Source organism: Acinetobacter bouvetii, from assembly GCF_902753875.1.
In the GTDB taxonomy this organism is placed as follows: domain Bacteria; phylum Pseudomonadota; class Gammaproteobacteria; order Pseudomonadales; family Moraxellaceae; genus Acinetobacter; species Acinetobacter bouvetii_A.
In genome coordinates this window covers 99,516-125,912 of record NZ_CADDTS010000025.1, presented here as the reverse complement: position 1 = coordinate 125,912, position 26,397 = coordinate 99,516, and the positions used below count along the sequence as shown (strand labels likewise).

Genomic DNA, 26,397 nt, shown 5'->3' with positions numbered 1-26,397 from the left:
TCGGATGCTTATATTTCAGAAATCACTCAACGTTTGAATCATCGCCCAAGAAAAAGACTCGGATTTAGAAGCCCGAGTCAGGTATTATTCCAAGAACATGGTGTTGCACTTCAAATGCTAATCTAAGAACATAAAATGTCCGATCCATGCACTGGCATAGCCCGACAACAAGCCATACACAAAATATTTCGGCTTTTTTTGCAAAATGGCCCGACTAAAAAAAACCAGCCCGACACTACTGCCCAATACATGCAGACGGCGGCTGGTGATATTGCGATGCTCGGTTAAATAAAATTTATAAAATTCATGATAGTTTCGGATAGGCAGCTGAAATTCGGGTTTTGGATGATGCTCGAAGTTAAGCTTGATGGTGGCGTTCATTTGTTCATCGTCCTGACTATTTTGCTTTAAATTAGCGCATATTTTATGCAAATAAAAGTACCATCTATCTCACTATTGTCTCATCGTTTGGTTTAAGCAAACTTTAGAAACGTGAGTGTGGCACGGATGCCACACGTTACCCATCCCTTGCGCTGCGTTTTAAAGCAGTGCTTAAAACTGGCTCAGGACGTTGTGTGTGGGTAACCAAGGCTTTTCTTGCGAACTCAACATATATTTTGAGGTTCTCATTTTAGCCTCTCAAAAGTGAGAGTTTGCCTACACAAATACCTTTCGACGTTATTGAAAAGTTGCGGCAGTAAAAGCTTCTTCTAACTGAAACAAGATAATTTTAAAGCTTCGTATAAGTAAAGAATCACAGAATATAACTGCTATTTTATTAACAAACCAATACCTAAAAGCCAACTTCATTAAAATACAAACATACGTTTTAAATTAAAATTATATTTTTTTAGTAGATAAAAGTGCTTAGCAAAACTATGGAGTAGTAGTGCCCTCTACCCCCATTCCATTGATCATTTCAAAAGCAATTACTTAAGAATTTGCGCGTCAAGTCTTACATCAAAAATCATTTTCGTTACAATCGTGGACTTAAAATTAAGAATACAATTTAAGCGCTATAAAAGAATAGATTTCGTAACGCATTTGTACCGCACGCATGACAGAGTTTCTTTGATGAATCATGTCGCAAATTAGGATGAAAGATCATGGTCGAAGTTGAATTAAAATTTCAGATTCCGGAAGCAAGACGTAATGCTTTATTAAAAGCCTTAGATCCTAAAAAATCAGAAATCATTCAACTAAAAGCAAAATACTATGATACTGAAGATCGCCTGCTTTCCAGTCATGGTGTAGCACTGCGCCAACGTTTAGAAGGTACGCGCTGGATTCAAACCCTCAAAGCGGCGGGTAAAAGCCATCTACATCGTTTTGAGCATAATCATGATCTTGGTGAACTTGAACAGGCACCAGCGCTGAACCTCAGCATTTATCAAGACCAGCCCGAAGCCCAGCAAATTCTGAATAATGCCTTGGGCGATTCACATAATCAGCTGAAACTGCAATTTGAGACGGATATTCAACGTACGTTTCGGGTCATTCAATTTGAAGACACCGATATTGAAGTCAGTCTGGATGTCGGTGAAGTGCGTACGCTGACTGCGCAAAGTGAAGTCCATGAAGTCGAATTTGAACTTAAAGCCGGTTCAGTCCAATCACTACTCGCCTTTAGCTTTGAATGGGTGAAAAAGTATCACCTTTGGCTGGATGTGCGCAGTAAAGCGGAAATAGGCAATCTTTTAGCTTTAGATTTGAAGGTAAGTCCAGCAAACGAAGCCAGAGAATTTCAACTGAGCAAGAAAGAATCCGCAGCGAAAAATTTACGCAGTTTGATTGCACAGCAATTGCAGCATTTGCTGCCGAATATTGCTGCCATTTCTGCGGGTGTCGCTGAAGCAGAACATATTATCCAGGCCCAACGTGCGCTGGATCATTTGCAAATTTCTATCTCATTGTTTAAAGACTGGAACAGCGACATTGTTGAAAAATGGGCCATGCAATTGGGTGCGTTTAAACAACAGTTTGAACAGCTTCATCATTTTCAACACATGCAAGATACCTTAGGTGGCTTTTTACAAAATCCAACCACATCTGAGAGCCTTGCAAAAGATATCCTGTACGCCAAAGAAAAACTGGGGAACCTGGTTAAATCAACCCAGAACGTACACCATTATCTTGAACTTTTGATGTTCAGCTTAAATACGCAAGATGCTGCACAACAGCATGACTTTAAATGGTTTGCACAAAATACCCTGCAAAATCAATATAAAGCATTGCAAGAAGCACTCAACGATGCCGACATTAGTCATTTTGAAAGTTTGGATACCCTATCAGGGCGCATACAGGAACTCAAATTCAGCTTCCCGATCTTAACTTCAATTTATGATGTCAAAAACCTGCAGAAATATAGCAAGGCACTCAATGATGCCGCGCTTGCAGCAAGTGAATACCGCATTCTGGCCTCTTCTGCTGAATATATTCAGCACACCGAACTGGAAGCCAGTGACTGGTTTGTGTTGGGCTGGCTGACAGCGAAACAGGAAGTCTATGCACAAAATTTACTTGAAGCGACAGAACAATTTTTAGTGAGTCGTAAATTTATTAAATAACAAAAATGATTAAAATCAAAGCGTATGGCACGAATTTTAAATATAAATCATTATTCGTTCATCATACGCTTTATTTACTTTCCAACAAAACCCTACTCTTTTTTTGACACTGGCTTACAATCAATGTCATGACCCGATCGATGGTGAAGTGTCAGGAGTTTTAACATGCTAGAAGTAGAATTAAAATTTCAGATCCCTGCATCACATCAAGACAAGCTCTATCAGCTCTTCTTGAACAAGAATGCTCGCTTGATTTCTTTATACGCAAAATACTACGACACGCCCGAACGGCATTTGGCTAAAAAAAATATTTCTTTACGGCAACGTCTTGAAGACGATCACTGGATACAAACTTTAAAAGCACCCAGCGATCAATCCTTTCAACGTTTTGAACTAGAGAGTGATTTAGGCAAGTCCAAAGACCCAACTTTGGACCTTAAGGTTTATGAGTCCAATTCGAAAGCAAAACAATTGCTGCAAAATGCTTTGGGCAAACAGGCTAAAACCTTGATTGTACAATATGAAACGGTCGTTCAACGTCTGGTACATGTGGTTCATTTTAACTGTTCAGAAATTGAAGTGAGTCTGGATCGCGGTGAAATTCGTCATAATGATCAAAGCTTGCCGATTTATGAAATTGAATTCGAGCTTAAACAAGGTTCTATCCAAGACCTGATTAAATTTATTCACCCTTGGGTACAGCGATATCATTTATGGCTAGATGTGCGCAGTAAAGCCGAGCGCGGAGATTTACTGGCACAAAATTTAACAATCCCTCCCGCTCAATTTGCAAGCCCACTCAAACTGAATCAACAGGACTCAACAGATAACACATTAAAACAGATCATCAATAATGCCTTGCAACATTTATTGCCCAATGTATCAGCTATCGCTTCTGGACAGTATGATAGTGAACACGTTCATCAAACGCGGGTGGCTATTCGCCGTTTAAGAAGTACCTTGCGTGTTTTTGGTGACTGGTCAAAAGATGTCAATCCAAATTGGCAAGACCAACTGACTGGCCTTTTCCGCCAACTGGGTTCAACCCGCGACCGTGATGCCTTAAGTGAAGGATTGTTGCCCCAGCTCGAACAGGCCGGAGCACCTTATGTTCAGTTGCCGAATATCGCTGAAGAATCCAGCATTCCGATTGATGAATCTTTACGTGCTTCAGACTTTGTTGAGTTGATGCTGGCTTTATTACAATTTGTGAATCAGCCAGCAAAAAAGAAAAAAAAGACGGTTTTAAAAAAAGATATCGCCAAAAAACTACAAAAAATGCATCAACAAATTTGCAAGGATGCTGATCAATTTCAACAACTGGATATTCCATCTCGGCATCGTACCCGCAAGCGGGTGAAACGGCTACGTTATTGCATCGAATTTATTGCTTCACTCTATCCGGATAAAATGGTCAAAACATACTTAAAGGATTTAAAACCTGCGCAAGAAAGTCTGGGGCAATATAACGACTTGATTGTGGCTGAAGCCCTGTTTCAAGATATGGTTAAACGCAAACAAAAACTGTGGTTTGCTTTGGGATGGATTGCCAATGAAAAAAAATTCGTCTTGCAACAAGCTCAAGCGCATTTAGAACATTATGCAAAAACCAACACTTTTTGGTGATACCGAAAGTTCTATTTTTAATATCACCTTCGATTAGCGATATTTACCAAAAATTTTCCAGGTGCCATTGTCCGCCAGCGGGTCGCTATAACTGTCATTACGTTGTTTGCGCGGTTTATCACGCGCGTCCACCAGTTCAAAATGCGGTTCTGTACTGAGTACGATACCATTCACATAAAATCGGGTTCGAGTATATTCACTTTGCCCATGCTGGAACACATAGGTGCGCAAATCCACAAATTCACGGTGAGCCACCAAGGCAGCCGTGTCATCACTGTCTAACCAGCGTTTCATGGCTTGAATCTGTTCAGGTTCATATTGCCCACATTTTTCAATTAAGCTGGCAATGCCACGAAAAGTCTTTGATTCTTTGGCTCGGGTTTTGTTAATCCGGATACGATCTACATGGAAGTAAAACAGCGGTAAATTCAAATGACTGGGTAAATGCACGGCGTCCAGTTTTTCATCTTCCATAAAGGGCTGAAACAGGTCTTGTGCCCTTTCAATTAAACCTGTCCATTGCCGATAGTATTCATCGACTTCAACTTTTGAGCCATAGTAAATGGGCAGACCTTCCACATTGGCCAGATTAGCCGGTGGCCAGATATTTTGACGCAATAAGGCAATGTCACTTTTGAGACTTTGTACCGCAATGGCATCTTGCATAGGATCATCCATTTTATGCTTAGGCTATTTTTAGCTTAAGCCAAAGGTTTAGTTTCTGCAAGGCTTTGCCTATAATAGGCTATTAGATCGTTTTTGCAGGAAAAGTTCATGGTTCAAAAAATTGAAGCAACAGATGTAACCGAAGAAGAAGCGTTAAATGCTGCTTTTTTTGAACGTGCTGACGAATTTATTAAACAGGCGAATGAATTTTGCCGCCTTGAACAAGGTTCAACAGTAAAACCTGCTGAAATACGCGGACAAGTCAGTGCTGCTATGCTGTTTGGTACTGCCCGTTTTAATACCTGGGTCGCTGCCAACAATTTTAAAGATGGCAACGAAATGCGCGATGCTAAAGATCAGGTTATGTCTTACATTATGCAGCAGTTCCAGATGATGCTGGAAGACAACTATGATGAATATTGCGAACAGTTTGAAAACTATCTTCGCTTCCGTCATAACGAAGAATTTCATGCCAATAAGCATGATCATGACCATCAGCACTGATGAATAAATTAAAAGCCCGCAAGGGCTTTTTTTAGCACCCTATTTTTTGGATGAAAGGTGATTTCAAGCTCTAGCACTTTGCAGTATGTTTAATAGCAGAAATATGCTGAATTAGGGATAACGATGCAAAAACTGGACTTTGCAATTATTGATGCACATATTCACCAATGGGATCCATATAATACGCCCCATGCAGCCGCTCTGGCTGTCAAATTGCTGGGAAAACATCCCTACCTGCTCGATAAAGTCATGCGTATGGTCAAACCTGATGATCTCATAGAAACATTAGGCTTGACCAATCATGTGACTTCACCCTATTTACCGGAAAATTATGTACAGGATCTTGGCCATTATCAGGTCGAACAAGTGGTACATGTAGAAGCCAGCTGGCATAAAGATAAAGGCAAAGGCGTGATCGGTGAAACCCGTTTTATTGAATCGCTCCCCTTCCATGCTGAAACCGTTAAACTAGGTGGTATTGTTGCAACAGCCGATCCACGTGATAGCAATTTCAAGAAGATATTACAGCTACATAAAAAAGCCTCATCGCGTTTCAAAGGCATCCGAAAAATGGCAGCGGTGCATGAAGATAGTAAAATTCATGCCTGGGCGGATGAGCCGCACTTATACCGCAATAAAAAATTTCTTAAAGGCTTCGAAGCCTTGGCACAGTACAATTTAAGTTTTGATGCCTGGGTCTATTCAACCCAACTCAGCGATATGATCGCTCTAGCCAAACAATTCCCGGAAACCTCCATTGTACTGGATCATTTTGGCACACCCGCAGGATTGTTTGGTCAAGTCGGGGCACAAACCGGGTTGACTAAAATTGCTCGTGAAAATATTTTAATACGCTGGCAGGAAGATATTGCTGAACTGGCTAGCTGCGCCAATGTGTATACCAAAATGTCAGGTCTGCTTATGCCTGTATTAGGTCATCAGTTTCACAAGCAGAATCGTTTGGCGACGAAGCAGGAAGTCTATGATTTGACGCTACCGCTGATCAGTCATGTACTGAAAAACTTCGGCCCCTACAGGGTGATGTTTGCCTCGAATTTTCCGATGGATCGGGTTAGTACATCCCTTGTAAATATCATTGATGCCTTTAGTGATGCCGTGTTGGCCTATGACCCGAATGCTTTGCAGCAAGTGTTTCACCATACTGCCAAACAGTTTTACCGGCTTTAAAAAAATCAGCGCTAACCCATTCTAAAGGAAAGGATTAGCGCAATACAGAGATTAATAGGATAAGAAAAAATCAGCTGTAAAAATTAAGACTTATTTTGCGGTTTACCATACTGATCCGCCATCACCTCAACCAGTTGATCCAGTTTGATGTATTTCTTGATCACGGCGTCTACATCTGCCTTGGTCAATTTTGCAAAAGCAACATCACGTTTTTCACGGAACAATAAATCCCGATTTTGTTCCAGCTGAGGCGTAAGCATGCGGTGAATGTTGCGCTCATCCTCCAAAGCTGTTACACGTTTTTTCAGGATGCTGGCTTTGGCTGCTTCCAGTTCTTGTTCGGTAACACCTTGAGTAAGCAAGTCATTCAGGACTTTATGTACGCCTTGTGAAACCTGTGCTGACTTACCTGCGGTATAATTGGCTTCAATGGTCAATGCGCCTGAATCAAGCCAGTCATCTAATTGTACATCACTACCAAAACCATAGACCAAGGCATTTTTTTCACGTAATTCTTGCGCTAAACGCGAAGACAGTTGCGAATCACCTAAAATATAGCTAAATACCATCAGTGCCGGAGCATCAACATGATTCACCCCTGCCGGTATGGTTAAAATGGCTTGATAATTACCAAATTCACGTTGTTCAGATAAGGCATGGATTTTTTTCGCCTGATAAGCCTTAAAATCTGAGTCTAGTCGTTGATAAGGTAGTTGGGATTTCCAGCTGCCAAATTCTTTTTGTAGCAGCTGTAGCATTGGTTTAGCCTGATAATCCCCAGTCAACGAGATTTGGGCATGATTGCTAACAAAGAAATCATGATACAGCTTCTTCACTTGCTCAACAGTAACTGCTTGAAGCTGCTGCTTGGAAAGTTCCGGCTCGAAATGGTAACGCAAATCACCCGGTTGATAGGTTTCCAGCAAGCGCGTCATAGTCAATGCAGCCACCGTTTCTGGCTCGGTATAAGGACGATTTAATGCTGATAAACTTTGCGACTTGATCAAATCAAATTGCGTCTGTTCAAACTTCGGATTTTTCAACACTTCCATCATAAATTTAAAGAAATCTGCAAATTTTTCTTTTTTCGCCACGATCTGAATGGTAATGCTATTTCCCGATGCAGTCGCGGTTGCACCACCACCCGCTTCAATGGATTTATCTGCAATATCTTGCAGGCTATGCTGATCCGAACCACGCAATAACAGATAGGCCATCAAATCCAGCGTTTCACCTTTGTTAAACAAGGACTGATCTGTACCAAAATCAAGTGCAATGGTGGCATAAGTTTTGTCATCGCGCGTTGAGGTCGGATACAAGGCATATGCAATCCCGTTTTTTAACGTGCCGCGTTGAATTTTCTTCTCTGTATTCACCAAATACTGTTTTGATGTTTTGAGATATTCAGCAACTTCTTGCTTGTAAACACTGCTGTCTTTAAGCGGCTCTTCTTTCACATCAGTTTTATCTAATGTTTTAGGCTGCTCGGAAGCCTGCTGCTGCAAAGCCTTTTTCTGATCTTCCGGTGTCGGTTTGATGTCGCCAGAAATACGATGTTCGGGAACTAAAAACTGGGTCAGGGTCTGATTAACATCAGCCAGTTTCAATTGCTTCACATTATTCAGATCCGTAAAGTACTGAGACCAGTTTCCCTGATAAGCCACATAGTAATCACTTAAACGCCCACCCAGTGCCGCCGCATTGGTCTGGATGTTATCAGCCTGATTCTGAATCAGATTTTTCACCCGGTTCAATTCTGTTTCATTAAAGGCCTTATTTTTTTCGACCCCAGTTACCAGTTCCGATTGCACTTTTTTCGCATCATGATTGGGTGCATAAATAGCGCCCATAAACACCAGATTGAAGTCTTGATCCAGCCAGGTTGTGGATTGAACTCCAGTACTTAAGCCTGTTTCCACCACACTCTGATACAGATGGCCACTCGGCTGCATGGTATATAAATAAGGCGCCAATGCCAAAGCAGATTTAATCTGTTCATTTTTTCCATTCAGGTAAATATTGAATTTAGCCAGATCACTGCCTTTTTGCACCAGATAGTTGCGGTTCTGAATCTTGCTTGCATCCAGCACAGGAACCTTGGTTTGTGCAGGTACTTGACGGGCAGCAATTGGACTGAAGTTCTTATCAATCTGTTTTAAAACTTCAGCCTTATCAAACTTGCCAGAAATCACCATCACCGCATTATTGGGTGCATACCAGGTACGGTAAAATTTATTCAGCTCATCCATTTTTATGGATTGCAATTCGTTTAAATCGCCAATTGGCAAACGGCCTAAATAGCGATTGCCATACGCCGATTTCCACATTTGATCCATCATCACTGCGAAGGGCTGATCCAGACGGATTTCACGTTCGCGCTTCACAATGGCAATTTCCGAGGGAACAAATTTTTCCTGTAACACCAGCTTATCCATTCGCTCAGCTTCCAGATGAATCACTTCATTCAAGGTCTGCTGTTCCGGACGAATAATATTGGTGTACTTGGTCGAATAATAATCGGTGCTGGCGTTAGTCATTAAGGTGTATTGATCCAGACGGCGCTGGAATTCTTCACCTTTAATATTCTGGGTGCCTTTAAATGCCAAATGTTCCAGCAAATGCGCCAGCCCACCCTTTCCCTGCGGGTCGTTCAATGAGCCGGTCAGATAGACCGTGTTCATAAACACTTTATTTTCTTTATCATTTGGCGCCAGAATCACGCGAAAACCATTGTCTAGTTTATATTCTTCAATCTTCTGTTCTGATTTGACTAAAATCGGTTGTGCCCAAACGGTCGTACCAAAGCCAACCAAGAGTAATGAAATGGAGAGTTGTTTAAACCGCATTTGCATAATTATTCCAATTTATTCAATGATATGAATTTTAAACCGCACCTATCTTAGAAAATGTCACTAGGCTTGAGTAGTGGCTTTTTGCAAAAATTGCTGCTTATTTCCACAGCTTTGTACCGTGTTTATAGCGAAATGTTAAAGATATAACTCTGCCTGCATATACAACTGGGCATAGCCGGAAATTTCAATACGTTCATTTTCAAGCAATTCACAATATAATTTTCCCCCACGCGTGGATGCCTGATAAGCCAAAATCTCTTTTTTGCCCAGTTTATCGGCCCACAGCGGTACAATTGCGGTATAAATTGAGCCGGTGACTGGATCTTCATCAATCCCATTGGCTGGTGCGAAATAACGTGACATACAATCATACGTAGTTGCTTGCGCCGTGATCGCCAGATCTAAGGCTGTTTCCTTTGTTTCTAGTGACTGCATCTTCGACCACTGTTTTAATAAGGCCAAATCCGGCTTTTCATCCAGCACATCTTGTGAATTTTCATATTCCACAATATAGGCTTGGCGGTTTAAGTACACATTTTTAAATGGTTTGCTTAAAATTTGCTTTAAAATTTCAGGATATTGTTGAATTTTTTCTGCACGGCGGACTGGAAAATTCATTTTGATTTTGCCATCAGCGTCCTGACTGACCACAAAAATACCCAGATCTTTCACATGAAACTGAAGGGTGAGTGCTGCGGTATAATCTTTAAACAGTACGAAACTGCTGGCCAATGTGGCATGTCCACAAAAGCTGACTTCGGTGGTCGGGGTAAACCAGCGGATTTCATAATTTTCTGCATCGATGACTTTCACAAATGCAGTTTCAGCCAGATTATTTTCCAGAGCGATATTTTGCATAAGGGCCTCATCCAGCCACTGTTCAGTCACAATCACTGCTGCCGGATTTCCTTTAAACAGTTCCGTTGTAAAGGCGTCTACCTGATACATTTTCATATTTATCCCCCCTATTTTAAGACTCATCCTGCGCAGATGGCCAAATTTCAAGACTGCATTAAAAAGTGACACGCAGTCAATTCATATCATTCATTTAAAATTAAATCGTTATCTACATTATTGTGGGTTTAGATCATTTGAAATATCAACTATTTTTTTGATGCATATTGCAGATCAAGTTGCGATCTGCCACTAGAAAAAACTTGGCTTTAAGGCTAGCTTATTCATATCTTTCTGATTGATCTGTGTCTTATGAATTTTCAAATCCATATGATTGATGTCAAAAATCAATTACAAAACTATATCTGGTTATTAGAGCATATCCCCAGCAAGGAAGTGGTTGCAGTTGACCCGACTCAAGCAGACCTGGTTGAAGCCTATTGTGCTAAGAATGGCTTAACACTAAGTCAAATCTGGCTGACACATTGGCATAAAGATCATACTGGCGGTGTTCCAGACCTGCTGCTTAATCGGCATATCCCGGTCTATGGCCCACGTGAAGAATTAACTAAAGTTCCGTTTATTAGCCATCCACTGCAGCATGAAGCAGAAATCAGCTTTCACGGTTTAAAGGTTGAGATTATTGCCGTACCCGGTCATACCCTGGGGCATATTGTGTATTTTATTGATGAACTTGATGTGCTGTTCTGTGGCGATACCCTGTTTGCCATGGGTTGTGGTCGCGTGTTTGAAGGCACTTATGATCAAATGTATCACTCGCTCAATCGTTTGGCCGCCCTCCCTACCCAAACCAAAGTTTACTGCACCCATGAATACACGCTGGCCAATGCCAAGTTTGCACTACACGTTGAACCGGACAATCTGGCGATACAGCAGCGCTTTGAACAGGTGGAAGCACAGCGAATGCTCGGTCAGACGACCTTGCCGAGCAGCATTGAACTGGAACTGGAAACCAATCCGTTTTTAAGAGCCGACAGCGTCGAAGAATTCCAGCGCCTGCGGCAGTTAAAAGATCAGTTTTAATGGTTGTCTGCTATGAAGTGCTTATAAAATCTGATGGGTTTGCGCATAGGCATCCAGCTCAACTTGTGTGACCACTTTGGTAATATGCATTTCATCGACACGGACCAGCAGCAAACCGCCCAAAGCCGGCTGATAACGACGCGCACTGCCAAAAGGCGTATAGGCCACTTGGGATTGTTCCGTGAAAATTAACCAATCTTCATGGCCCAGCATCACAGCAACAGGAATCAGCTCTTGTTGCTGCATGTTTTGAATCTGATTCAACACCTGCTGTTCAATGGTTTCTGTGCTCATTTCAATTCCATCATCGTCATTATCATCGTAAGCATAAAAAGTTGGCATATAGCTAAGCTTAAAAACATGCCGCTAAACACCGCCCTGCACTGTAACGTGTTTTCATCGAGCAGGCATCTATTGCGCCTATTTTTATTTTTTGAATGAACTCTGTGAAGATTTAAATGAAGAATTAAGTCATGATGCAGTTGAATAATTGTACTCAAAGATATTTAAACCGCAGATTTAAGCTCAAAACCTTTTAAACTTGACTGTAAATTGTATATAAATATTACTAACTCTAAAACCCTATATTAGTTCAATGAAAATCAATCAAAATCAATGAACTAAAAAACCATGCAATTCAGCTCATTGCTTATTTTTAAATCATTCTTGAATGAAGAGTTAGCCTATTTTTGAATAAAAAAACCACAAAATACTTATTTTTTAAAAAACAGCACATAACTCCCCTTTAAAAAAAAACCTATATCCCTATTAATTATTAAATACTACTCAACAAGTATCCCCTATACACAAGGAGTTCTCTCGTGAAGAAAGTTGTTAAAGCAAAAAATTTAATTGCATTTCGTATCTGGTTAGAAAAATTAGGCTACTCAGTGAAATCTTTAACCGATAATCGTGGATTTACCTTTAGCTTTAAAAAAGAATATGGTCTGGTGACTTATGATTTAGCCGGCAATCAACTGGCGATGAAACTTGGTGAAGAATTCGAAGATCACTTGAAAGCTTAAAAGGCTATTTTTCACTTTTGGATCGAGACAAAAACAATAATAATTTCAAATCTATTTTAAAAAGCCCATTTTGGGCTTTTTATTTATGTTCATTTTTTACTGACAATAAAAAAGCAAGGTATTTACCTTGCTTTAATATGGTGGGGATGGAGAGACTCGAACTCTCATGCCCAGAGGGCGCTGCGACCTGAACACAGTGCGTCTACCAATTTCGCCACATCCCCATTAGGGTACCAACTCAGTAGCTGGATTTTTTTACAACAAAAAAGCAAGGTTATTTACCTTGCTTTAATATGATGGTGGGGACGGAGAGACTCGAACTCTCACACCTTGCGGCGCTGGAACCTAAATCCAGTGCGTCTACCAATTTCGCCACGTCCCCATCAGGATACCAACAAAGTAGTTGGATTTTTAAAACTTGGCAGAGGATCAAGGATTCGAACCTTGACGAACGGTTTTGGAGACCGTCATGCTACCATTACACCAATCCTCTGTAACCTAACTATCATACCATGATGATATTTAAGTGGTGGGGGCGAAGAGACTCGAACTCTTACACCTTGCGGCGCTGGAACCTAAATCCAGTGCGTCTACCAATTTCGCCACGCCCCCGATGGCTGTGTATATTATAGAGATCGATTCCTCATGACAAGACCTTTTTATGAAAAATCCACTTGTTTGTTTAAATAAAAAACAAAAACCGTTTTTCTGTATTTTTCTTAAGCAATTTCAGTGATTAAGCACTGTTTTATACTGTAAATATCGGTAAAACGCTGGGCTTTTTGTTTGGCCAGCATGCCCGAAAGCAGTTTCTCAAAAATTGAAAATTGCTGTGGAAGTTCAATACTTAAGCACTGACAGTGTAAATATGCCCATTCCTGATAATTTTTTGCACGTAAACGTTGCCCGCTCAGCCATTCATACAAAATAATGCCTAAAGCATAAATATCAGTTTGCACGGTTTTTGCTTCACCATGAAAAAGTTCTGGTGCCATATAACGCGGTGTTGCCGTCAGATTTTGCAGATTTGTGGGTGAATCAATTTTTTGTACCTGCTCAAAATCGATCAAACAAAGCTGTTGCTGATAGGCAACTACATGCTCTCGTTTTAAATCACCGTGAATCCAACCAGATTGGTGCAATTGATCCACAGCATCCAGCAACTGGCCGATACGCTGCTTAATCGCATGGACTGAACGTTCAGCATGCTCAATCCATAGCGCCTCACCATGCGGCAAAATCAGCGCTGTAGCATCCTGCTGTTCTAGATCTTCGATATTGAACTCAGAAAGCATTTGAAAAGGTAATAAAAATTCAGGCTGCTTTGGCGTATCTATCCATTGTTGATAAAATGCCCATTCATTTAAGAATCCTACTTCAATTGTAGCATTGACATTTAAAGCTTGAGTTTTTAACCAGTAGTGCTGCTGCTGATATGCAAAGGCATAAAGATAACGCCCAAAAGTCAAACTTCTGGGCTTGGTTTTCAGTATTAAATTGATATCGGAAAAATCCGCAGCCTTAAACTGCAATAAATTCTGCGGATTTTTGCTCTGGATCATGTTGATAACTTAACAGCTCTAAACAGTGTTGGATGGTTTTACCAACCCGGGCATGGGTTTCGATGGAGGATATTTTCGGCCATGTTGCCCGCTCACCTTCTCTTTGCAACAACTTGAACAAATATGGACGTGGATTTTGCAACATATAGCTATAGTGACGTAAGCTATAATCCCCGACAATGTTCAAATCTCCATAATAGCCTTGATCAATCACTCCATAACCATGATCCAGCAGACGGCGTACAGATGGGATCCCTCCGACGCGACCGCGAGTAAAATCCATAATGCCTTTGGTAATCACTTTACCCTGACGGCGAATAATCCGTTCTGGCCAGCTCATCATATCTTGACGGTAACGCTCGGCGTCACTTTGCATAAATGGCACAATATGCGGATTAACCTGACTGGCAATGGTATAATTTAGATTATACAGTCGGGCCATTTTCTCTTGCGGGAAATCACTTCTGACACTGCCATCTACCCAGCGCGTATCTGACATATAAGGGGTTAATTGCCCGTCATGGCGCTTACTGGTCAGTTTAACCGGTGGAAATAGGATCGGCACTGCACAAGATGCCAGCACAGCACTCCAGACTAATAGATCTGGTGAAGTATAGGTGTTCATAATGCGGGCTTGTTGCGAAGTATCATAAGGTGCAACAGCGACATTGATATGCAAACCTGATGTTTTAAAGGCTTCCTCAAAAGTGACATCACCCAAATTTTCAACCAGAAACTTTTTCAGGTATTTCACATCGGCAAAACCACCATTGCCTTTTAAAATTTCGCTAAATTTACGAAAATGAAAAGCTTCAGTAAAAAAGTTTTCCCCATTTAACAGACTGTTAATATCGGAAGGTTTTGACGTCCCCAACATGGTCGTCATAATAGCTCCGGCACTGGAACCCGATAGCACTTTTGGCATTAAATCCTGTTCCAACAAGGCTTTACATACGCCAGTATGAAACAGACCTAATGTTGCACCACCTGAAAACATAATCGCAGGCTGGCCATAGGCCTTTTTACAATGCTGGAAAAATTCAATTTTTTCCGCCATAGATAGGCAAGTACAGTTACTCGAAGCAACGTAGGCCAAACTTTCGCTAACTTCCTCTACATAGTCTTCAATGATTTTTTTAGTACCCACATAAGTCGTGGTAAACAGCATGGGATGTGCAATATTGGCAATATCGTAGGTTAAACCTTCACGTAAAATGTACATGAGATCTTCAGTACGTTTTTGAAAACGGTAGCGCTTCAACCGGTTTAAGCGTTGAGAAATAATTTCAGCATCAAAATACGGCGAACAGTTATCAAATTTCCACTCTTGTGCACCTGATTCTTCATCTATTTTTAAGGCAATGCTTTTCCATTCTTCATAAGTTTCAGCTGCGGCAAGTTGGCTTTTTAATTTTTTTAGACGATACGCTTGATGTGGATTAATATCTTTTGTGAAATCATTAAATAACATATCTATCCCTCAAACACTTTCATTGTTATTTGCTATCCCTAATCAGGTATCGAACATCATATTTGCATTTGCACAATACACAAGTGATTAATCAACCATGATACCCGCTATTCAATTGGCAAACTATGACTATTTGATATACAGTTCCCCTGTAAAAATCTTTCTTTTCACTTCGTACGTATAAGCTGAACAATCATGGCAACAATTGATTTACCTGACAATATCTTACAAGTTCTTTCTACTGTACTCCATCAACTACAGCAAAACTTACCTGAACTGAAACAAGAAACCAACTTTGAGGCGTCTGCTTATAAGTGGCAAGATAAACAGCTAAAAGCCATCCAGCAGCCCAAAAAAATTGATTTGGATGATTTAAAAGGCATTGAGCGTCAAAAAGAGAAAGTGATTCAAAATACACTGCAGTTTTTAAAAGGCTTACCTGCCAACGATGTGTTATTGACTGGCTCACGCGGTACAGGAAAATCTTCAATTGTTCGTGCCCTGTTAACAGAGTACGAAGCTGAAGGTTTACGTTTAATTGAAATTGAACGTGACGATTTAGCTGATTTACCTATTATTCAGCAATTGATTGAAGCTCGACCTGAAAAATTCATTGTCTACTGTGATGATCTGGCTTTTAACGCTGAAGATGAAAACTATCGCAGCCTAAAAAGCGTCCTCGATGGTTCATTACAATCAGGTTCAAGTAATTTTATTATTTATGCCACCAGTAACCGTCGTCATTTGCTACCTGAATTCATGCATGAAAACACACCTGTCACCCGGGTGGATGTTCCGCAATATACAGAATTGCATCCGCAAGAAGCCATTGAAGAAAAAATTTCTTTATCTGACCGTTTTGGCATGTGGCTGTCGTTTTATCCAATGGATCAAAATCTGTACCTGGAAATCGTGCAGCACTATTTAGCAAAAGCCAATATGCCGATGACAGAAGAAACTCGTGCTGAAGCATTAAGATGGTGTCAGGGTCGCGGTCAGCGCTCTGGTCGTGCAGCCTATCAGTTCTCCAAACACTGGATTGGTTCACAGCAGTTGAAAGCGCTTTAAGATTGATTCACCAAAACTTTGCAACAACCTTGCAGACCTAACAACTAAAGCTCAAAGCCTTATAAAAAAGCCCAGCACAAGCTGGGCTTTTTGTTGTTCTTTTTAGATTGCTATTTTCATGTAATGGTCTTCATGATCTGATGCTGACCTTGTTATGGGATCGGATTTAAATCTAGCCCATCAATAACATATAAGGTATTGGTATCAATCTGTTTTTTATCCGCATCTAGATACTTTTGTTCCAGCACCCCATTGGTGACCCAAAGCGCAAAATCGTCATCATTAATTAGACCTAAGTGCTTGTTGTCAATCAGCCAAAGCCCTTCCATCTTGTCATGCGGAAATTTAACTTTTGCAATCATATCCAGTACCAAGGTTTTGACTGGCGGCACAATACCCAATGCTTTTAAACCATCCCAGCCTTGCGCCAAAACATACTGCTCTAGGGTTTGCCCATCAATCGTTAAACCCAATTTTGCATCCTGTTTCAGATTGCTATTTTCAGCAATCGACTCTAAATCTGTTGCAGAACGCAAATCGATTTTATACACGCGCTTAAATGCCGCAGGATTATCCCGATAAAAGTCACCATCACGCTCCAACACTAAAAATGATGTACTGCTTAAAGCTGTAATAGCTGAATTTGAATAGGCCTTTGCCCCACCTTCTTGCTTATACAAATACTGCTTCACCTTTTTACTGGACAAATCAATAGTCACAATACGGGTTAAATCAGACTTATTTACCGCGGTGCTTGGATTGTCCATAGTGGACTGCATGATGCCAACCAATGTTTTCCCGTCAGGCGTGATGGTCAAACCTTCCATGCCACGGTTAGGACGGCGGTTAGCAAATTCTGCCGGCAGCAAATAACCGCCCACTCTGCGAGTATCTTGTTCAAAAGCATTGATACGATCAATTTCGACTCCGTTCGCATCATAATGCACAATATGCGGTCCATATTCATCACTGACCCAAAAACTACCGTCGGCCATCGCCACCAAACCTTCAGGATCTAAGCCATACTCATTAGTTTGCTGTGCCAGCAATTTACCTTGAATGTCATAGGCAGCTTCTTTGGTAGCACCATAATTAGCATTTGGTAAGCCTGAAATCGCTGTGCCGTTCCGATCTTTTAACAAAATTTCCTTCAGCTTCTTCACAGTTCCATTTGTTTGTACTTCAAATAAGCCAATGCGCGGCACATAGCTTGGGTCTGGAAACATTTTGCCGTTGTCTTTATTTAAGTTGTAATCGGCATTAGGCCCGCGGTCGGTAATCGCATAATACTGATTTTTATTCGTTGGATGTGCCACCAAATCGGAACCAAAACCACCGCGGCGGAACTCAATCGTATTGCCCGGCTTAGCGCCATCTGCGATGCCTTTTAAATTTTCCATCACTTCATAGCTGAGCGGTACACCCAGCGCAAATTTATTTTCGGTAATACAGCTTGGCGTTGTCTGCTCGATTTCCGCATTGTCCAAAATACCATTGGCGTTTTTATCCTGACCCGATACTTTTGCGCTACCCCCCAACCAGCAAGTGCTGTCGCCAAAACTTAAGTTTTTTTCAGCCGTTAAAGTTTTTATGCTTGAACTTTGCTGATCATTATCATTATCACTGCCGCACCCCACCAAAGCCACTGCACTTAATACCCCAATTACCAATAGGTTCTGTTTCATTTTATTTTTACTCCCTAATTTGCACAGAATCTTATGCATGGCGCATGTAAATTAAATGACACTGAGATGACAATTTATTGAATAGATGTGCAGCAATATTTTGATCACTACGAGAATTCTATTTTTTATTTTTCGATAAATAGTTAAAAACAACGACATCAAAAAACAGACATTAAAAAAGAGGCTAAGTCGCCTCTTTTTTATCACATGAATGATCAAGCTTGATTTGGATTGGTCAGCTCGGTCATCGGCCAGCGCGGTGTGGTGGTCACAGACAAACCATCATGCTGACCTGCTTTTAAACGCTGATAACCAGCAAAAGCAATCATGGCGCCATTATCGGTACATAAAGCAGGTTCTGCATAATAGACTTGCGCCTGAATCTTGGCCAAATCCGCTTCCAAACGCTCACGTAAACGCTTGTTGGCGCTTACACCACCTGCAATCACCAAACGTTTTAAACCAGTCTGTTTTAAAGTTTTGACCGATTTTTTCACCAGAGTATCCACCAAGGCTTCCTGAAAAGATGCAGCAACGTCTGCTTCACGCCCTTGGCCTTCGACTTTTTTCAACTGAATGGAAACCGCAGTTTTCAAACCACTGAATGAAAAGTCCAAACCTTGATGCAACATCGGACGCGGGAAATCAAAAGCTTTGGCATCACCCTGTTCCGCCAGACGCGAAATATTCGGACCACCCGGATAAGGCAAACCCATCATTTTTGCGACTTTATCGAAAGCTTCCCCAGCGGCATCATCAATCGATTCACCCAGTAATTCATACTGACCAATGCCATGTGCTGCCATGAGCTGGGTATGACCGCCAGAGACCAATAAAGCAACAAACGGAAACTCTGGAGGAGTTTTTGACAACAAAGGCGCCAACATATGACCTTCCATATGATGCACACCAATTGCCGGTTTATTTAATGCAAAAGCCAAAGTCCGGCCAAACAAGGCACCGGTCATCAGCGCGCCCATTAAGCCCGGGCCACGTGTATAGGCCACTGCATCAATCTCTGATTTTTTTACCTTGCTTTGTTCAAGCAATTGATTAATCAATGGAATTAACTTACGCACATGATCACGCGAAGCCAATTCAGGGACCACGCCACCATATTCTGCATGCAGTTTAATCTGACTATATAACACCTGTCCTATTAAGCCGACTTCACTGTCATAGAGTGCTAACCCGGTTTCATCACAAGAAGTTTCCAAGCCCAGAACGATCATTAAACTGCCTTTTACCCGTATCTAAATATTGCTAAAGCTATTATAGACTTGTGATATGAGATGTAAATGAGTAAAATACTGTCCTTCACTTGTGATCTAAGGCAATCGTGCCATAGATCTTATCCATAACTTATGAGGATTCTTCATGCCACAAGTTAAATTGAAAGAAGGCGAACCAGTAGACGTAGCTATCCGTCGTTTCAAACGTTCATGCGAAAAAGCGGGTGTTTTAGCTGACGTTCGTAAACGTGAATTCTACGAAAAACCAACTCAAGAACGTAAACGTAAAAAAGCTGCTGCTGTTAAACGTTACCAAAAGAAATTGGCTCGCGAATCAGTTCGTACTACACGCCTTTACTAAGATTAATTTGTGATTGACTGCTTGGACAAGATAAATGACTACTTTAAAAACCCAAATAACTGACCTTTTGAAAGCAACTATGCGTGCTAAAGAAATGGACAAGTTGACGGTAATACGTAGTCTGCAGGCAGCAATTAAGCAAATCGAAGTCGATGAGCGCAAAGAGCTTGACGACGCTCAAGTTCTTGCGGTCATTGAAAAACAAATTAAACAACGTAAAGAATCGGTTAAAGCCTTTGCAGGCGCTGGCCGAGATGATTTAGCTAGTAAAGAACAAGCCGAAATTGAGCTTCTGTCTCAATTTCTACCAGAAGCTATGACTGAGGAAGAGCTTGATTCTATCATTGCGCAGACGATTACTGCTCAAGAAGCTACTAGCATGAAAGATATGGGTAAGGTGATGAATTCTCTGCGTCCGCTCATAGCCGGGCGCGCCGATCCTGCACAAGTTTCAGCAAAAATTAAAGCGAAACTTGGCTAATCCCCCACTGCTAAAATCATTCTTTATCGTTGAACTGCCTTTAAGTAAAGACAGTTCAAATATTCCTTTCTACTATCAATAAACATTTCTTATTATTTCAGATCACACTGAATATTATATTTTTTCAAAATCAGCATTTCTTTTGATGACATCACCTGATTAATCACATCCTGTTTGCTCATCTGTCTATATTGGCGATCCAAAGATTCCCTATTCTGATCCACCGCCTGATATAGCTGCGCAACATAATTTCCCACAATGCCACAAAATTGAGTCTGCTGCTGTACGCTAAAGCTAGTTTGCTGTGAGTTCAGACCATTAAAAAAGTTCCGGGTATCCTGCTTGTACTGCGCAGAAATGTTCTCTACTGCAGCCACATATTGCTCCACACTGGCAAATGCCGCATTGGAAGCCACACAGCTCAGCACCCCAAAAACAAAGAATATTTTTTTCATAAATCGCTATTGTTCATTTGAAATCTACATCACCCGCAAGATTATCACAGGCACCTTCATTTTCGTTGCAGATTTTATTCATCAATATGCAGAAAATCTGGTTTGTATTGCAGATAAGCCTGCTCGCTAGGCGCAGGTATATGCCCCTGTGTCACCGTCCCTAAACGCAAACGGATAACATCAGGTAAATCTATCCGGTAAGAATAGATCGGACTACCACATTCCTGACAAAAAACACGTGCTTTATTCGGACTATGAAAATATTCTTTGAGCAGCTTAATGCCACTGCTAATTTCAAATTTGGATTTTTCCAGTGGACTGTTCCAGCCACATAACGCTCCCTGAGCCATTTGACAGTCTTTACAATAACAGAGGATGGTTTTTTCAATTTCACCGTGATAGCGATATTTCACCATTCCACATAAGCATTGCCCTACAATCATTTTTCACTCCTTGTTTTTATTATGACTGCAAATTATCAGCTAAGATTAAATTTTTAACTGACGCTCTTTTTGCATTTCATTGATCCGCGTTTTTAATTTTCCAGCCAGGACTTCATTATCCTTAACCAGACGTTGGGCATGCAATAATGACTTGATTGCATTTTCTTCCAGCCCTGACCAGTATTCCACTTCAGCCCGATAGCGCAATACATTCACCGTCCTAAATGGCGATTGCTGATCAATATTGGCAGCCTGCTGCATCAAACGCCATGCTTGAATATCACGCGGGTTCTTGTTGGAAAAACGCTGAACCACCTGAGAAGCCTGCGCAGCATCTTTCTGGCGAATCAACACTTCTGCCAATTTAAAAGCCAAAGCCCGATTTTCAGGCATAATCCGGGCCGCGGACTGAATGGCCTTATAGGCCGCATCTACCTTGTTTTGTCCCAAATAAATATCGGTTTGCATGAGTACCAACAGATTATTCAATTGCTGGTGACTTTTGGCCTGATCTAAAACCTGCTGCGCTAAAACGTAGTCGCCCTGTTTAAGATAGAAGGCAGCCAAGGCCAACTGTCCGGCAAAATTTTTACGATTGGCCAAAATCTGCAATTGTTGTTCTGTGGCCTGATTGGATACCACCCGACTATACCATTTCAGGATTTCAAAATCTTCGTCATGCAAACTGGATTTAACTTTAGGGAATTGATTAGCCCTTAAACGCGCTTCGCTCATCCGCTCCGTACTCAGCGGATGCGTCAGCCAGAAATCCGGTAAAAAACTGACCTTACTGGTGGCCCGATCCATGACCTCAAAAAAATCTGCCATACTTTGCGGGTTATAGCCTGCACTATACATATACTGCATGCCAATCCGGTCAGCTTCACGTTCCTGGTTACGGCTATAATTCAGCTGCTTATCCATTAAGGCTGCTTGTGTGCCCATCATGACTGCCGTTCCGACATCACCATCGGCTTGTGAGGCCACCAATGCACCTACCAGCAGTCCTGCCAAAGTGAGCAAACCCTGACCCTTAAATGCTTCTTGCGAGCGACTGTAATGACGCTGTGATACATGGGCTACTTCATGCGCCATTACCCCTGCGACTTCATCCATATTGCGCGCAGAAGTGATCATCCCGGTATTGATAGCAAACAGTCCACCCGGTACAGCAAAAGCATTGATTTGAGGATCGTTGATAATCACCAGACCGATTGGTTGCCCAATTTGGGTTTGGCTTAAAATATGAAAAAAAACATTAGCCAGCTGATCTTCCAGCCATGGATTTTGCAGGACAGGCATTTGATGCTGCACTTCACGAAAAACTTTTTCACCAATCATTTTTTCTTTTTGTTGATCAATGAAACCCACACCACCGCCAATTTCAGGCACATTTAACTGTGGAGTAGTATTCACATTCGCAGCATAAACTCCCCCTGTCATGGAAATCCAGGCAATGTTGCAAGCCAATAAAAACCGTTTCAATATGCTGTTCTCAAACTGCTTTTTTTTGATTTATCCGACTATAACATTGAAAGTTGAAGGCATTTGCAATGAAGTGTTATCAAATTTTAAGAAAATGAAGGATTGACCAAACTCGGGGGTGTACGACCTGCCAGTGCGTCCACCAGATTACGATAAGCCAGTTCAGCCATTTTTTTCCGTGTTTCTGCTGTTGCAGAACCGACATGGGGTAAAGTCACCACATTGTCCAGACCAAACAGCTCCGACTCCTGCAAAGGCTCTTTTAAATATACATCCAACCCGGCAGCAAAGATTTTACCTGCTTTCAAGGTGTTAATCAGCGCCTGCTCATCCACCACGGAACCGCGTGCAATATTGACAAAAACCGCATGTGATTGCATCTGATCGAATTCCTGCTGACCGATCAGTGCCGCAGATTCTGTATTTAAATCGACAGCCACCACAACAAAATCTGACTGCTGCAACAGTTCATGCAAGCCGCAATAGCGTGCATTTAAAGGCTGTGCCAGCTCCAGTTTTTCACGACGGTTATGATAAAGAATATTCATATTAAAGCCATGAAAAGCACGCCGTGCAATCGCCGCCCCAATATTACCCAAACCGATAATACCCAAGGTTTTCCCAAAAACATCCTGCCCGAATTGAGCTTCACCTACAGTCCGCTTCCACTGCCCTTGCTTGGTCCAGTGATCCAGATACGGCGCTTTACGCGCAGCACTCATCAGCAAGGTAAAAGCCAAATCAGCTGTGGTTTCAGTCAGTACATGCGGGGTATTGGATAACCAGATTTTTTGCTGATTCAGATAAGCCAGATCATAGTTATCATAACCGACACTGACACTAGAGATAATTTTGAGTTGCTGTGCGTTGGCTAAATTGCTTTGATTCAGTAGACGACCGGCGCCAATCATACCATCGGCATCTTTAACCTGTTCACGGATCTGTTGATTCACATCCCCCTGTTTGGGATCGATCATCACGACATGATATTGTTGTTGTAAACGTTGAAGTACTTCTGGATCTAACTGACTAAAAACCACAACTTTCTTGTTCATGTTCCTTCCGTGTCTGGATGTCTTTTTTGCATAAACTGCCACAAGCGTTTTTTTAATAAGGGTTGATCCAGCATGTCTTGCAGACCAGCCAGACTAATGCTTTTCGCATGAGTAAAATAAGCACTTTGCCCTAGAAAAATAATATTTTTATCAATACTGATGGCATCTAAAAAGCCTTGCACATAACTTTCCGCACCACGGCCATCCTGAAAATTCATCAAGGCAAAAGGCCATTGCAATTCATAATATTCAGCCTGAAGCGCCTGTTGAATATTGTTCCATAATTGCTGTTGTTCAGCACTGATTTCGGTTGCATCCACCACAATGACACAATGTGGCAGGCCAAAAGCCTGAAGTTGAAATGCGGGAATTTGTAGCGCAGGACGCTGTTCAATCACTTCAGCAACAGCTTCAATTTGTTCTTCGGTAGTAGAAATAACAACCGTTGGTGGCTGTATTGAATTTAGTGCTGGCTGTTCATGTTTTACTTCTACTGGCAATGGCGTATTCACAACCACAATTTCAGTCGGATATTCAGGTGCCGATTGATCACGCCAAATCGATGACGACGGCATTTTTTGACATGCAGCATCCTTAGGAACCCAGATATCGATTCCCAATGCTGTAAATATGTCACGTTGATGCCCGATCATCTTTTTTTCATCACCCATTGAATGTTTGCTATTCTAACGAGATTAGTGAGTTTTTGCTGCGCTTTTATTGCAGATTAGTTTAATCAGCACACATCTATATTTTTTCGTACTTCATTTAGACGATCATCAAACTATTTTTTTTCTGCATCAGTTCAATAATTTCATCGGTCTCAAACCCAAAACGCCAATACAGCAATTCCAAGACATCTAACTCATCTTGAGTAATGATGCGATCATTCCATAAGCACAGTTCCGCAATTCCTAAAATACTCAAACGATCACGTAACAATAAGCCCGCTATGTCGTTTAAGATTTCTGCCAAATCAATCGGCTCATCTGAAATTTCGGTATACATTTCAATTTCTTGGGCAGTGAGTACCCGCTTGAGAATTTTTTCACGTACATCCAGCTGGTTCTGGCTATTAATCTGCTGCACATGTAACAAGGCATCGATTAGGCGCACGATATTCGGTTTCACATCTTCCAGCGAGGTAGGTGTATGAATTGGAAGAAGATTCAATTCATATTTCGCACATTCCAAAAGTAAGGCATCCAACAAACCGATTTCACCATCTTCCTGAATAATACGTGCCAGTTTCATTAAAAATTGCCGCGCGATCGTGGCCGGCATATTGCCAATATTTTTACAGGCATCATGAAAGATCGAGATGTGTACCCGACCATCCAAATTCAGTAGTGAGTCGACAATTGCACGGCTGACTTCAGCTTCAGCAGGAATAAACTCACGGTACTGCCGAATCATTAAAATGGCTACCATGACTTCGCGCGAGCCAGTTGCAGTTTGCAAGGCACGCTGAATCAACTCAGGGCGCTGTATATTATTTCGAATTTCCGGGTTTAATGGCTTAATGGCGTCATTAATAGCAAAACTAATGGGCGATAAACGCAGCAATGGCAGCGGCTGTGGTGAACTCCAAGGCGAATAGACCTCACTATTCATTTCATCCAGAGATCGAAACAGGCTAAATAACGGTTGATTGCGTAATTTTTTTAAATTTTCAAGCTGCAAATCCTGAACCAGCCCCGGATTTAACTCATAAATTCGCTGTTCAATGCGAGGATGAATATTCATCCAGTTTTGCGGACTTAATGAATTGGCAAAACACATATGTGAAATGGATTCTGCATATTCACTATGAATTTGCGAACCCGAATGATGCACATAAATTCGAAGCAAAGTTTGTACATTGGCATCATTCTGAATAAGTCGGCGGGTTTTTATGTCATTTTTAAACGTTCGACTGCCCAATGAAATATATTTAATAAACCGGGTAATCAAAACTCCCAGACTACCAATCAGCCAAATGACGCCCCCCATAGCCACAAAAGAAGTGGCAAATTTATGGGTATGTGCCTGCCCATGCTTGGTAAAGCCAAGTTTGGCAATTTTGCTACCCCACTGACTAAAGGTCGTTAAACTACTATAGAGAATTTTCAGGCGGGTGTTTTCAGCCGTTTCACCAGATAATATTTTATTAAACTCATGACTAAGCAGGCCATAAAGTTCCAATTCATCCAGATTTTGCAATGCCCCCCAAGTCAAGATAATTACAATATCCCGCGGATAAAATCCGGCGGTCAATGCATTAACCCCCACTTCATCCGGCAGCACATACACAGCAGGTGCTTCAATTAAAAAAGTATCTGCCAGTTGTTCGGTTATTTTTAAGGCCGTACTTTCTTCAGGAATACTTTCAATCAAGCTTAAACGGCGTGCGCCCAGCTGTTTGGCCAGAGAATGCCCACCTGAACGAAATACATAAAACTCATATAAAACCGAAACAGCCATGACGCTCAGTAACAGCACAATCAAATAAGGGCTTAACATATGCCAAAATATTGACTGACTTTGATCGAGGTAAAAAACTAGCAGCCCGGTAATGGTATTTAAAATAAATAGTGTCAGCAGTACCGCCAGCATGCACACACTAGCAGACCACACCATATTTTTATTTTTAATGAAAGAGTAACCCACATGCCTCAATGTAAAGTTCCTTTATTACATTGTACTTATTTAGCCATCATAAATTAAAAAAGCGGGAAATTCCCGCTTTTTCAT

Annotated in this window: 23 protein-coding genes, 4 tRNA genes and 1 pseudogene; 9 read left to right on the top strand and 19 right to left on the bottom strand. The window is 41.4% G+C overall.

The genetic code is table 11. The annotated features are described in order from the left end of the window. Positions 1 to 126: 126 nt before the first annotated feature. Positions 127 to 381: pseudogene (locus FB6_RS07555) on the bottom strand (Mpo1-like protein); the annotation flags it as partial. A gap of 725 nt (positions 382 to 1,106) precedes the next feature. Between FB6_RS07555 and FB6_RS07550 the strand changes: the two are divergent. Further along, on the top strand, positions 1,107 to 2,567 hold the full coding sequence (locus tag FB6_RS07550; RefSeq protein ID WP_174559414.1) for a CYTH domain-containing protein: 1,461 nt from the start codon (positions 1,107 to 1,109) through the stop codon (positions 2,565 to 2,567). Positions 2,568 to 2,732: 165 nt separating this feature from the next. Further along, entirely contained in the window at positions 2,733 to 4,193 is a 1,461-nt protein-coding gene (locus FB6_RS07545; RefSeq protein WP_174559413.1) for a CYTH and CHAD domain-containing protein, read from the top strand. A 33-nt stretch (positions 4,194 to 4,226) separates the two neighbouring features. On the opposite strand, the gene FB6_RS07540 is transcribed toward FB6_RS07545, so the two are convergent. Then, the gene (locus FB6_RS07540; RefSeq protein WP_174559412.1) at positions 4,227 to 4,859 is read right to left on the bottom strand and encodes a hypothetical protein; all 633 of its coding nucleotides are present in this window, start codon (positions 4,857 to 4,859) and stop codon (positions 4,227 to 4,229) included. A 108-nt stretch (positions 4,860 to 4,967) separates the two neighbouring features. On the opposite strand from FB6_RS07540, the gene FB6_RS07535 reads away from it, so the two are divergent. Both FB6_RS07535 and FB6_RS07530 read left to right on the top strand, forming a co-directional pair. Further along, complete coding sequence (locus FB6_RS07535; RefSeq protein ID WP_174559411.1) at positions 4,968 to 5,363, top strand: DUF3144 domain-containing protein; 396 nt, start codon at positions 4,968 to 4,970, stop codon at positions 5,361 to 5,363. 123 nt (positions 5,364 to 5,486) lie between these two features. Further along, complete coding sequence (locus FB6_RS07530; RefSeq protein WP_174559410.1) at positions 5,487 to 6,551, top strand: amidohydrolase family protein; 1,065 nt, start codon at positions 5,487 to 5,489, stop codon at positions 6,549 to 6,551. Positions 6,552 to 6,634: 83 nt separating this feature from the next. On the opposite strand, the gene FB6_RS07525 is transcribed toward FB6_RS07530, so the two are convergent. Next, positions 6,635 to 9,403 carry a M16 family metallopeptidase gene (locus FB6_RS07525; RefSeq protein WP_174559409.1) on the bottom strand — a complete coding sequence of 923 codons (2,769 nt, stop codon included), beginning with the start codon at positions 9,401 to 9,403 and terminating at the stop codon, positions 6,635 to 6,637. 135 nt (positions 9,404 to 9,538) lie between these two features. Next, positions 9,539 to 10,357: a PhzF family phenazine biosynthesis protein gene (locus tag FB6_RS07520; RefSeq protein ID WP_174559408.1), complete on the bottom strand. Its 819-nt coding sequence runs from the start codon at positions 10,355 to 10,357 to the stop codon at positions 9,539 to 9,541. A gap of 252 nt (positions 10,358 to 10,609) precedes the next feature. Between FB6_RS07520 and gloB the strand changes: the two genes are divergently transcribed. Then, positions 10,610 to 11,341, top strand: a complete 732-nt coding sequence (gene gloB, locus FB6_RS07515) for a hydroxyacylglutathione hydrolase (RefSeq protein ID WP_174559407.1) — start codon at positions 10,610 to 10,612, stop codon at positions 11,339 to 11,341. A 21-nt stretch (positions 11,342 to 11,362) separates the two neighbouring features. Here gloB and FB6_RS07510 read toward each other — a convergent pair whose 3' ends face one another. Beyond that, the gene (locus FB6_RS07510) at positions 11,363 to 11,635 is read right to left on the bottom strand and encodes a hypothetical protein (protein ID WP_174559427.1); all 273 of its coding nucleotides are present in this window, start codon (positions 11,633 to 11,635) and stop codon (positions 11,363 to 11,365) included. A 527-nt stretch (positions 11,636 to 12,162) separates the two neighbouring features. On the opposite strand from FB6_RS07510, the gene FB6_RS07505 reads away from it, so the two are divergent. After that, the gene (locus tag FB6_RS07505; RefSeq protein ID WP_174559406.1) at positions 12,163 to 12,366 is read left to right on the top strand and encodes a hypothetical protein; all 204 of its coding nucleotides are present in this window, start codon (positions 12,163 to 12,165) and stop codon (positions 12,364 to 12,366) included. A 138-nt stretch (positions 12,367 to 12,504) separates the two neighbouring features. Here the strand turns inward: FB6_RS07505 and FB6_RS07500 are convergent. The 6 genes from FB6_RS07500 to FB6_RS07475 form a co-directional block, all read right to left on the bottom strand. Then, positions 12,505 to 12,590, bottom strand: a tRNA-Leu gene (locus FB6_RS07500). A 73-nt stretch (positions 12,591 to 12,663) separates the two neighbouring features. Then, positions 12,664 to 12,748 (bottom strand) — tRNA-Leu (locus tag FB6_RS07495). 37 nt (positions 12,749 to 12,785) lie between these two features. Then, a tRNA-Trp gene (locus FB6_RS07490) sits at positions 12,786 to 12,859 on the bottom strand. A 34-nt stretch (positions 12,860 to 12,893) separates the two neighbouring features. Further along, positions 12,894 to 12,978: transfer RNA gene (locus FB6_RS07485), tRNA-Leu, on the bottom strand. A 107-nt stretch (positions 12,979 to 13,085) separates the two neighbouring features. Continuing rightward, entirely contained in the window at positions 13,086 to 13,928 is an 843-nt protein-coding gene (locus FB6_RS07480; RefSeq protein ID WP_174559405.1) for a protein kinase domain-containing protein, read from the bottom strand. Next, positions 13,888 to 15,399, bottom strand: a complete 1,512-nt coding sequence (locus FB6_RS07475; RefSeq protein WP_174559404.1) for a DUF3336 domain-containing protein — start codon at positions 15,397 to 15,399, stop codon at positions 13,888 to 13,890. Before FB6_RS07475 ends, FB6_RS07480 begins: the two co-directional genes overlap by 41 nt. A gap of 195 nt (positions 15,400 to 15,594) precedes the next feature. Between FB6_RS07475 and FB6_RS07470 the strand changes: the two genes are divergently transcribed. After that, complete coding sequence (locus FB6_RS07470; RefSeq protein ID WP_174559403.1) at positions 15,595 to 16,467, top strand: ATP-binding protein; 873 nt, start codon at positions 15,595 to 15,597, stop codon at positions 16,465 to 16,467. A gap of 152 nt (positions 16,468 to 16,619) precedes the next feature. On the opposite strand, the gene FB6_RS07465 is transcribed toward FB6_RS07470, so the two are convergent. Together FB6_RS07465 and tsaD are read right to left on the bottom strand one after the other, a co-directional pair. Continuing rightward, entirely contained in the window at positions 16,620 to 18,152 is a 1,533-nt protein-coding gene (locus FB6_RS07465; protein ID WP_174559402.1) for an esterase-like activity of phytase family protein, read from the bottom strand. A gap of 215 nt (positions 18,153 to 18,367) precedes the next feature. Beyond that, positions 18,368 to 19,384, bottom strand: a complete 1,017-nt coding sequence (gene tsaD / locus FB6_RS07460; protein WP_174559401.1) for a tRNA (adenosine(37)-N6)-threonylcarbamoyltransferase complex transferase subunit TsaD — start codon at positions 19,382 to 19,384, stop codon at positions 18,368 to 18,370. Between the two features lie 145 nt (positions 19,385 to 19,529). Here tsaD and rpsU point away from each other — a divergent pair, with 145 nt between their 5' ends. Beyond that, entirely contained in the window at positions 19,530 to 19,745 is a 216-nt protein-coding gene (gene rpsU, locus FB6_RS07455; protein ID WP_001136722.1) for a 30S ribosomal protein S21, read from the top strand. 34 nt (positions 19,746 to 19,779) lie between these two features. Further along, positions 19,780 to 20,226, top strand: a complete 447-nt coding sequence (locus tag FB6_RS07450) for a GatB/YqeY domain-containing protein (RefSeq protein ID WP_174559400.1) — start codon at positions 19,780 to 19,782, stop codon at positions 20,224 to 20,226. Positions 20,227 to 20,318: 92 nt separating this feature from the next. On the opposite strand, the gene FB6_RS07445 is transcribed toward FB6_RS07450, so the two are convergent. The 6 genes from FB6_RS07445 to FB6_RS07420 form a co-directional block, all read right to left on the bottom strand. After that, on the bottom strand, positions 20,319 to 20,681 hold the full coding sequence (locus tag FB6_RS07445; protein WP_174559399.1) for a hypothetical protein: 363 nt from the start codon (positions 20,679 to 20,681) through the stop codon (positions 20,319 to 20,321). Positions 20,682 to 20,755: 74 nt separating this feature from the next. Next, a complete protein-coding gene (locus tag FB6_RS07440) occupies positions 20,756 to 21,124 on the bottom strand; it encodes a GFA family protein (protein ID WP_174559398.1) in 369 nt (122 codons plus the stop codon). A 45-nt stretch (positions 21,125 to 21,169) separates the two neighbouring features. Next, a complete protein-coding gene (locus FB6_RS07435; protein WP_438819962.1) occupies positions 21,170 to 22,609 on the bottom strand; it encodes a M48 family metalloprotease in 1,440 nt (479 codons plus the stop codon). A gap of 86 nt (positions 22,610 to 22,695) precedes the next feature. After that, positions 22,696 to 23,664, bottom strand: coding sequence for a 2-hydroxyacid dehydrogenase (locus FB6_RS07430; RefSeq protein WP_174559397.1), 969 nt, complete (start codon positions 23,662 to 23,664; stop codon positions 22,696 to 22,698). Then, entirely contained in the window at positions 23,661 to 24,317 is a 657-nt protein-coding gene (locus tag FB6_RS07425; RefSeq protein WP_174559425.1) for a hypothetical protein, read from the bottom strand. The genes FB6_RS07430 and FB6_RS07425 overlap by 4 nt, the downstream gene beginning before the upstream one ends. A gap of 115 nt (positions 24,318 to 24,432) precedes the next feature. Next, entirely contained in the window at positions 24,433 to 26,283 is a 1,851-nt protein-coding gene (locus FB6_RS07420) for a M48 family metalloprotease (RefSeq protein WP_438819961.1), read from the bottom strand. Positions 26,284 to 26,397 lie beyond the last annotated feature (114 nt).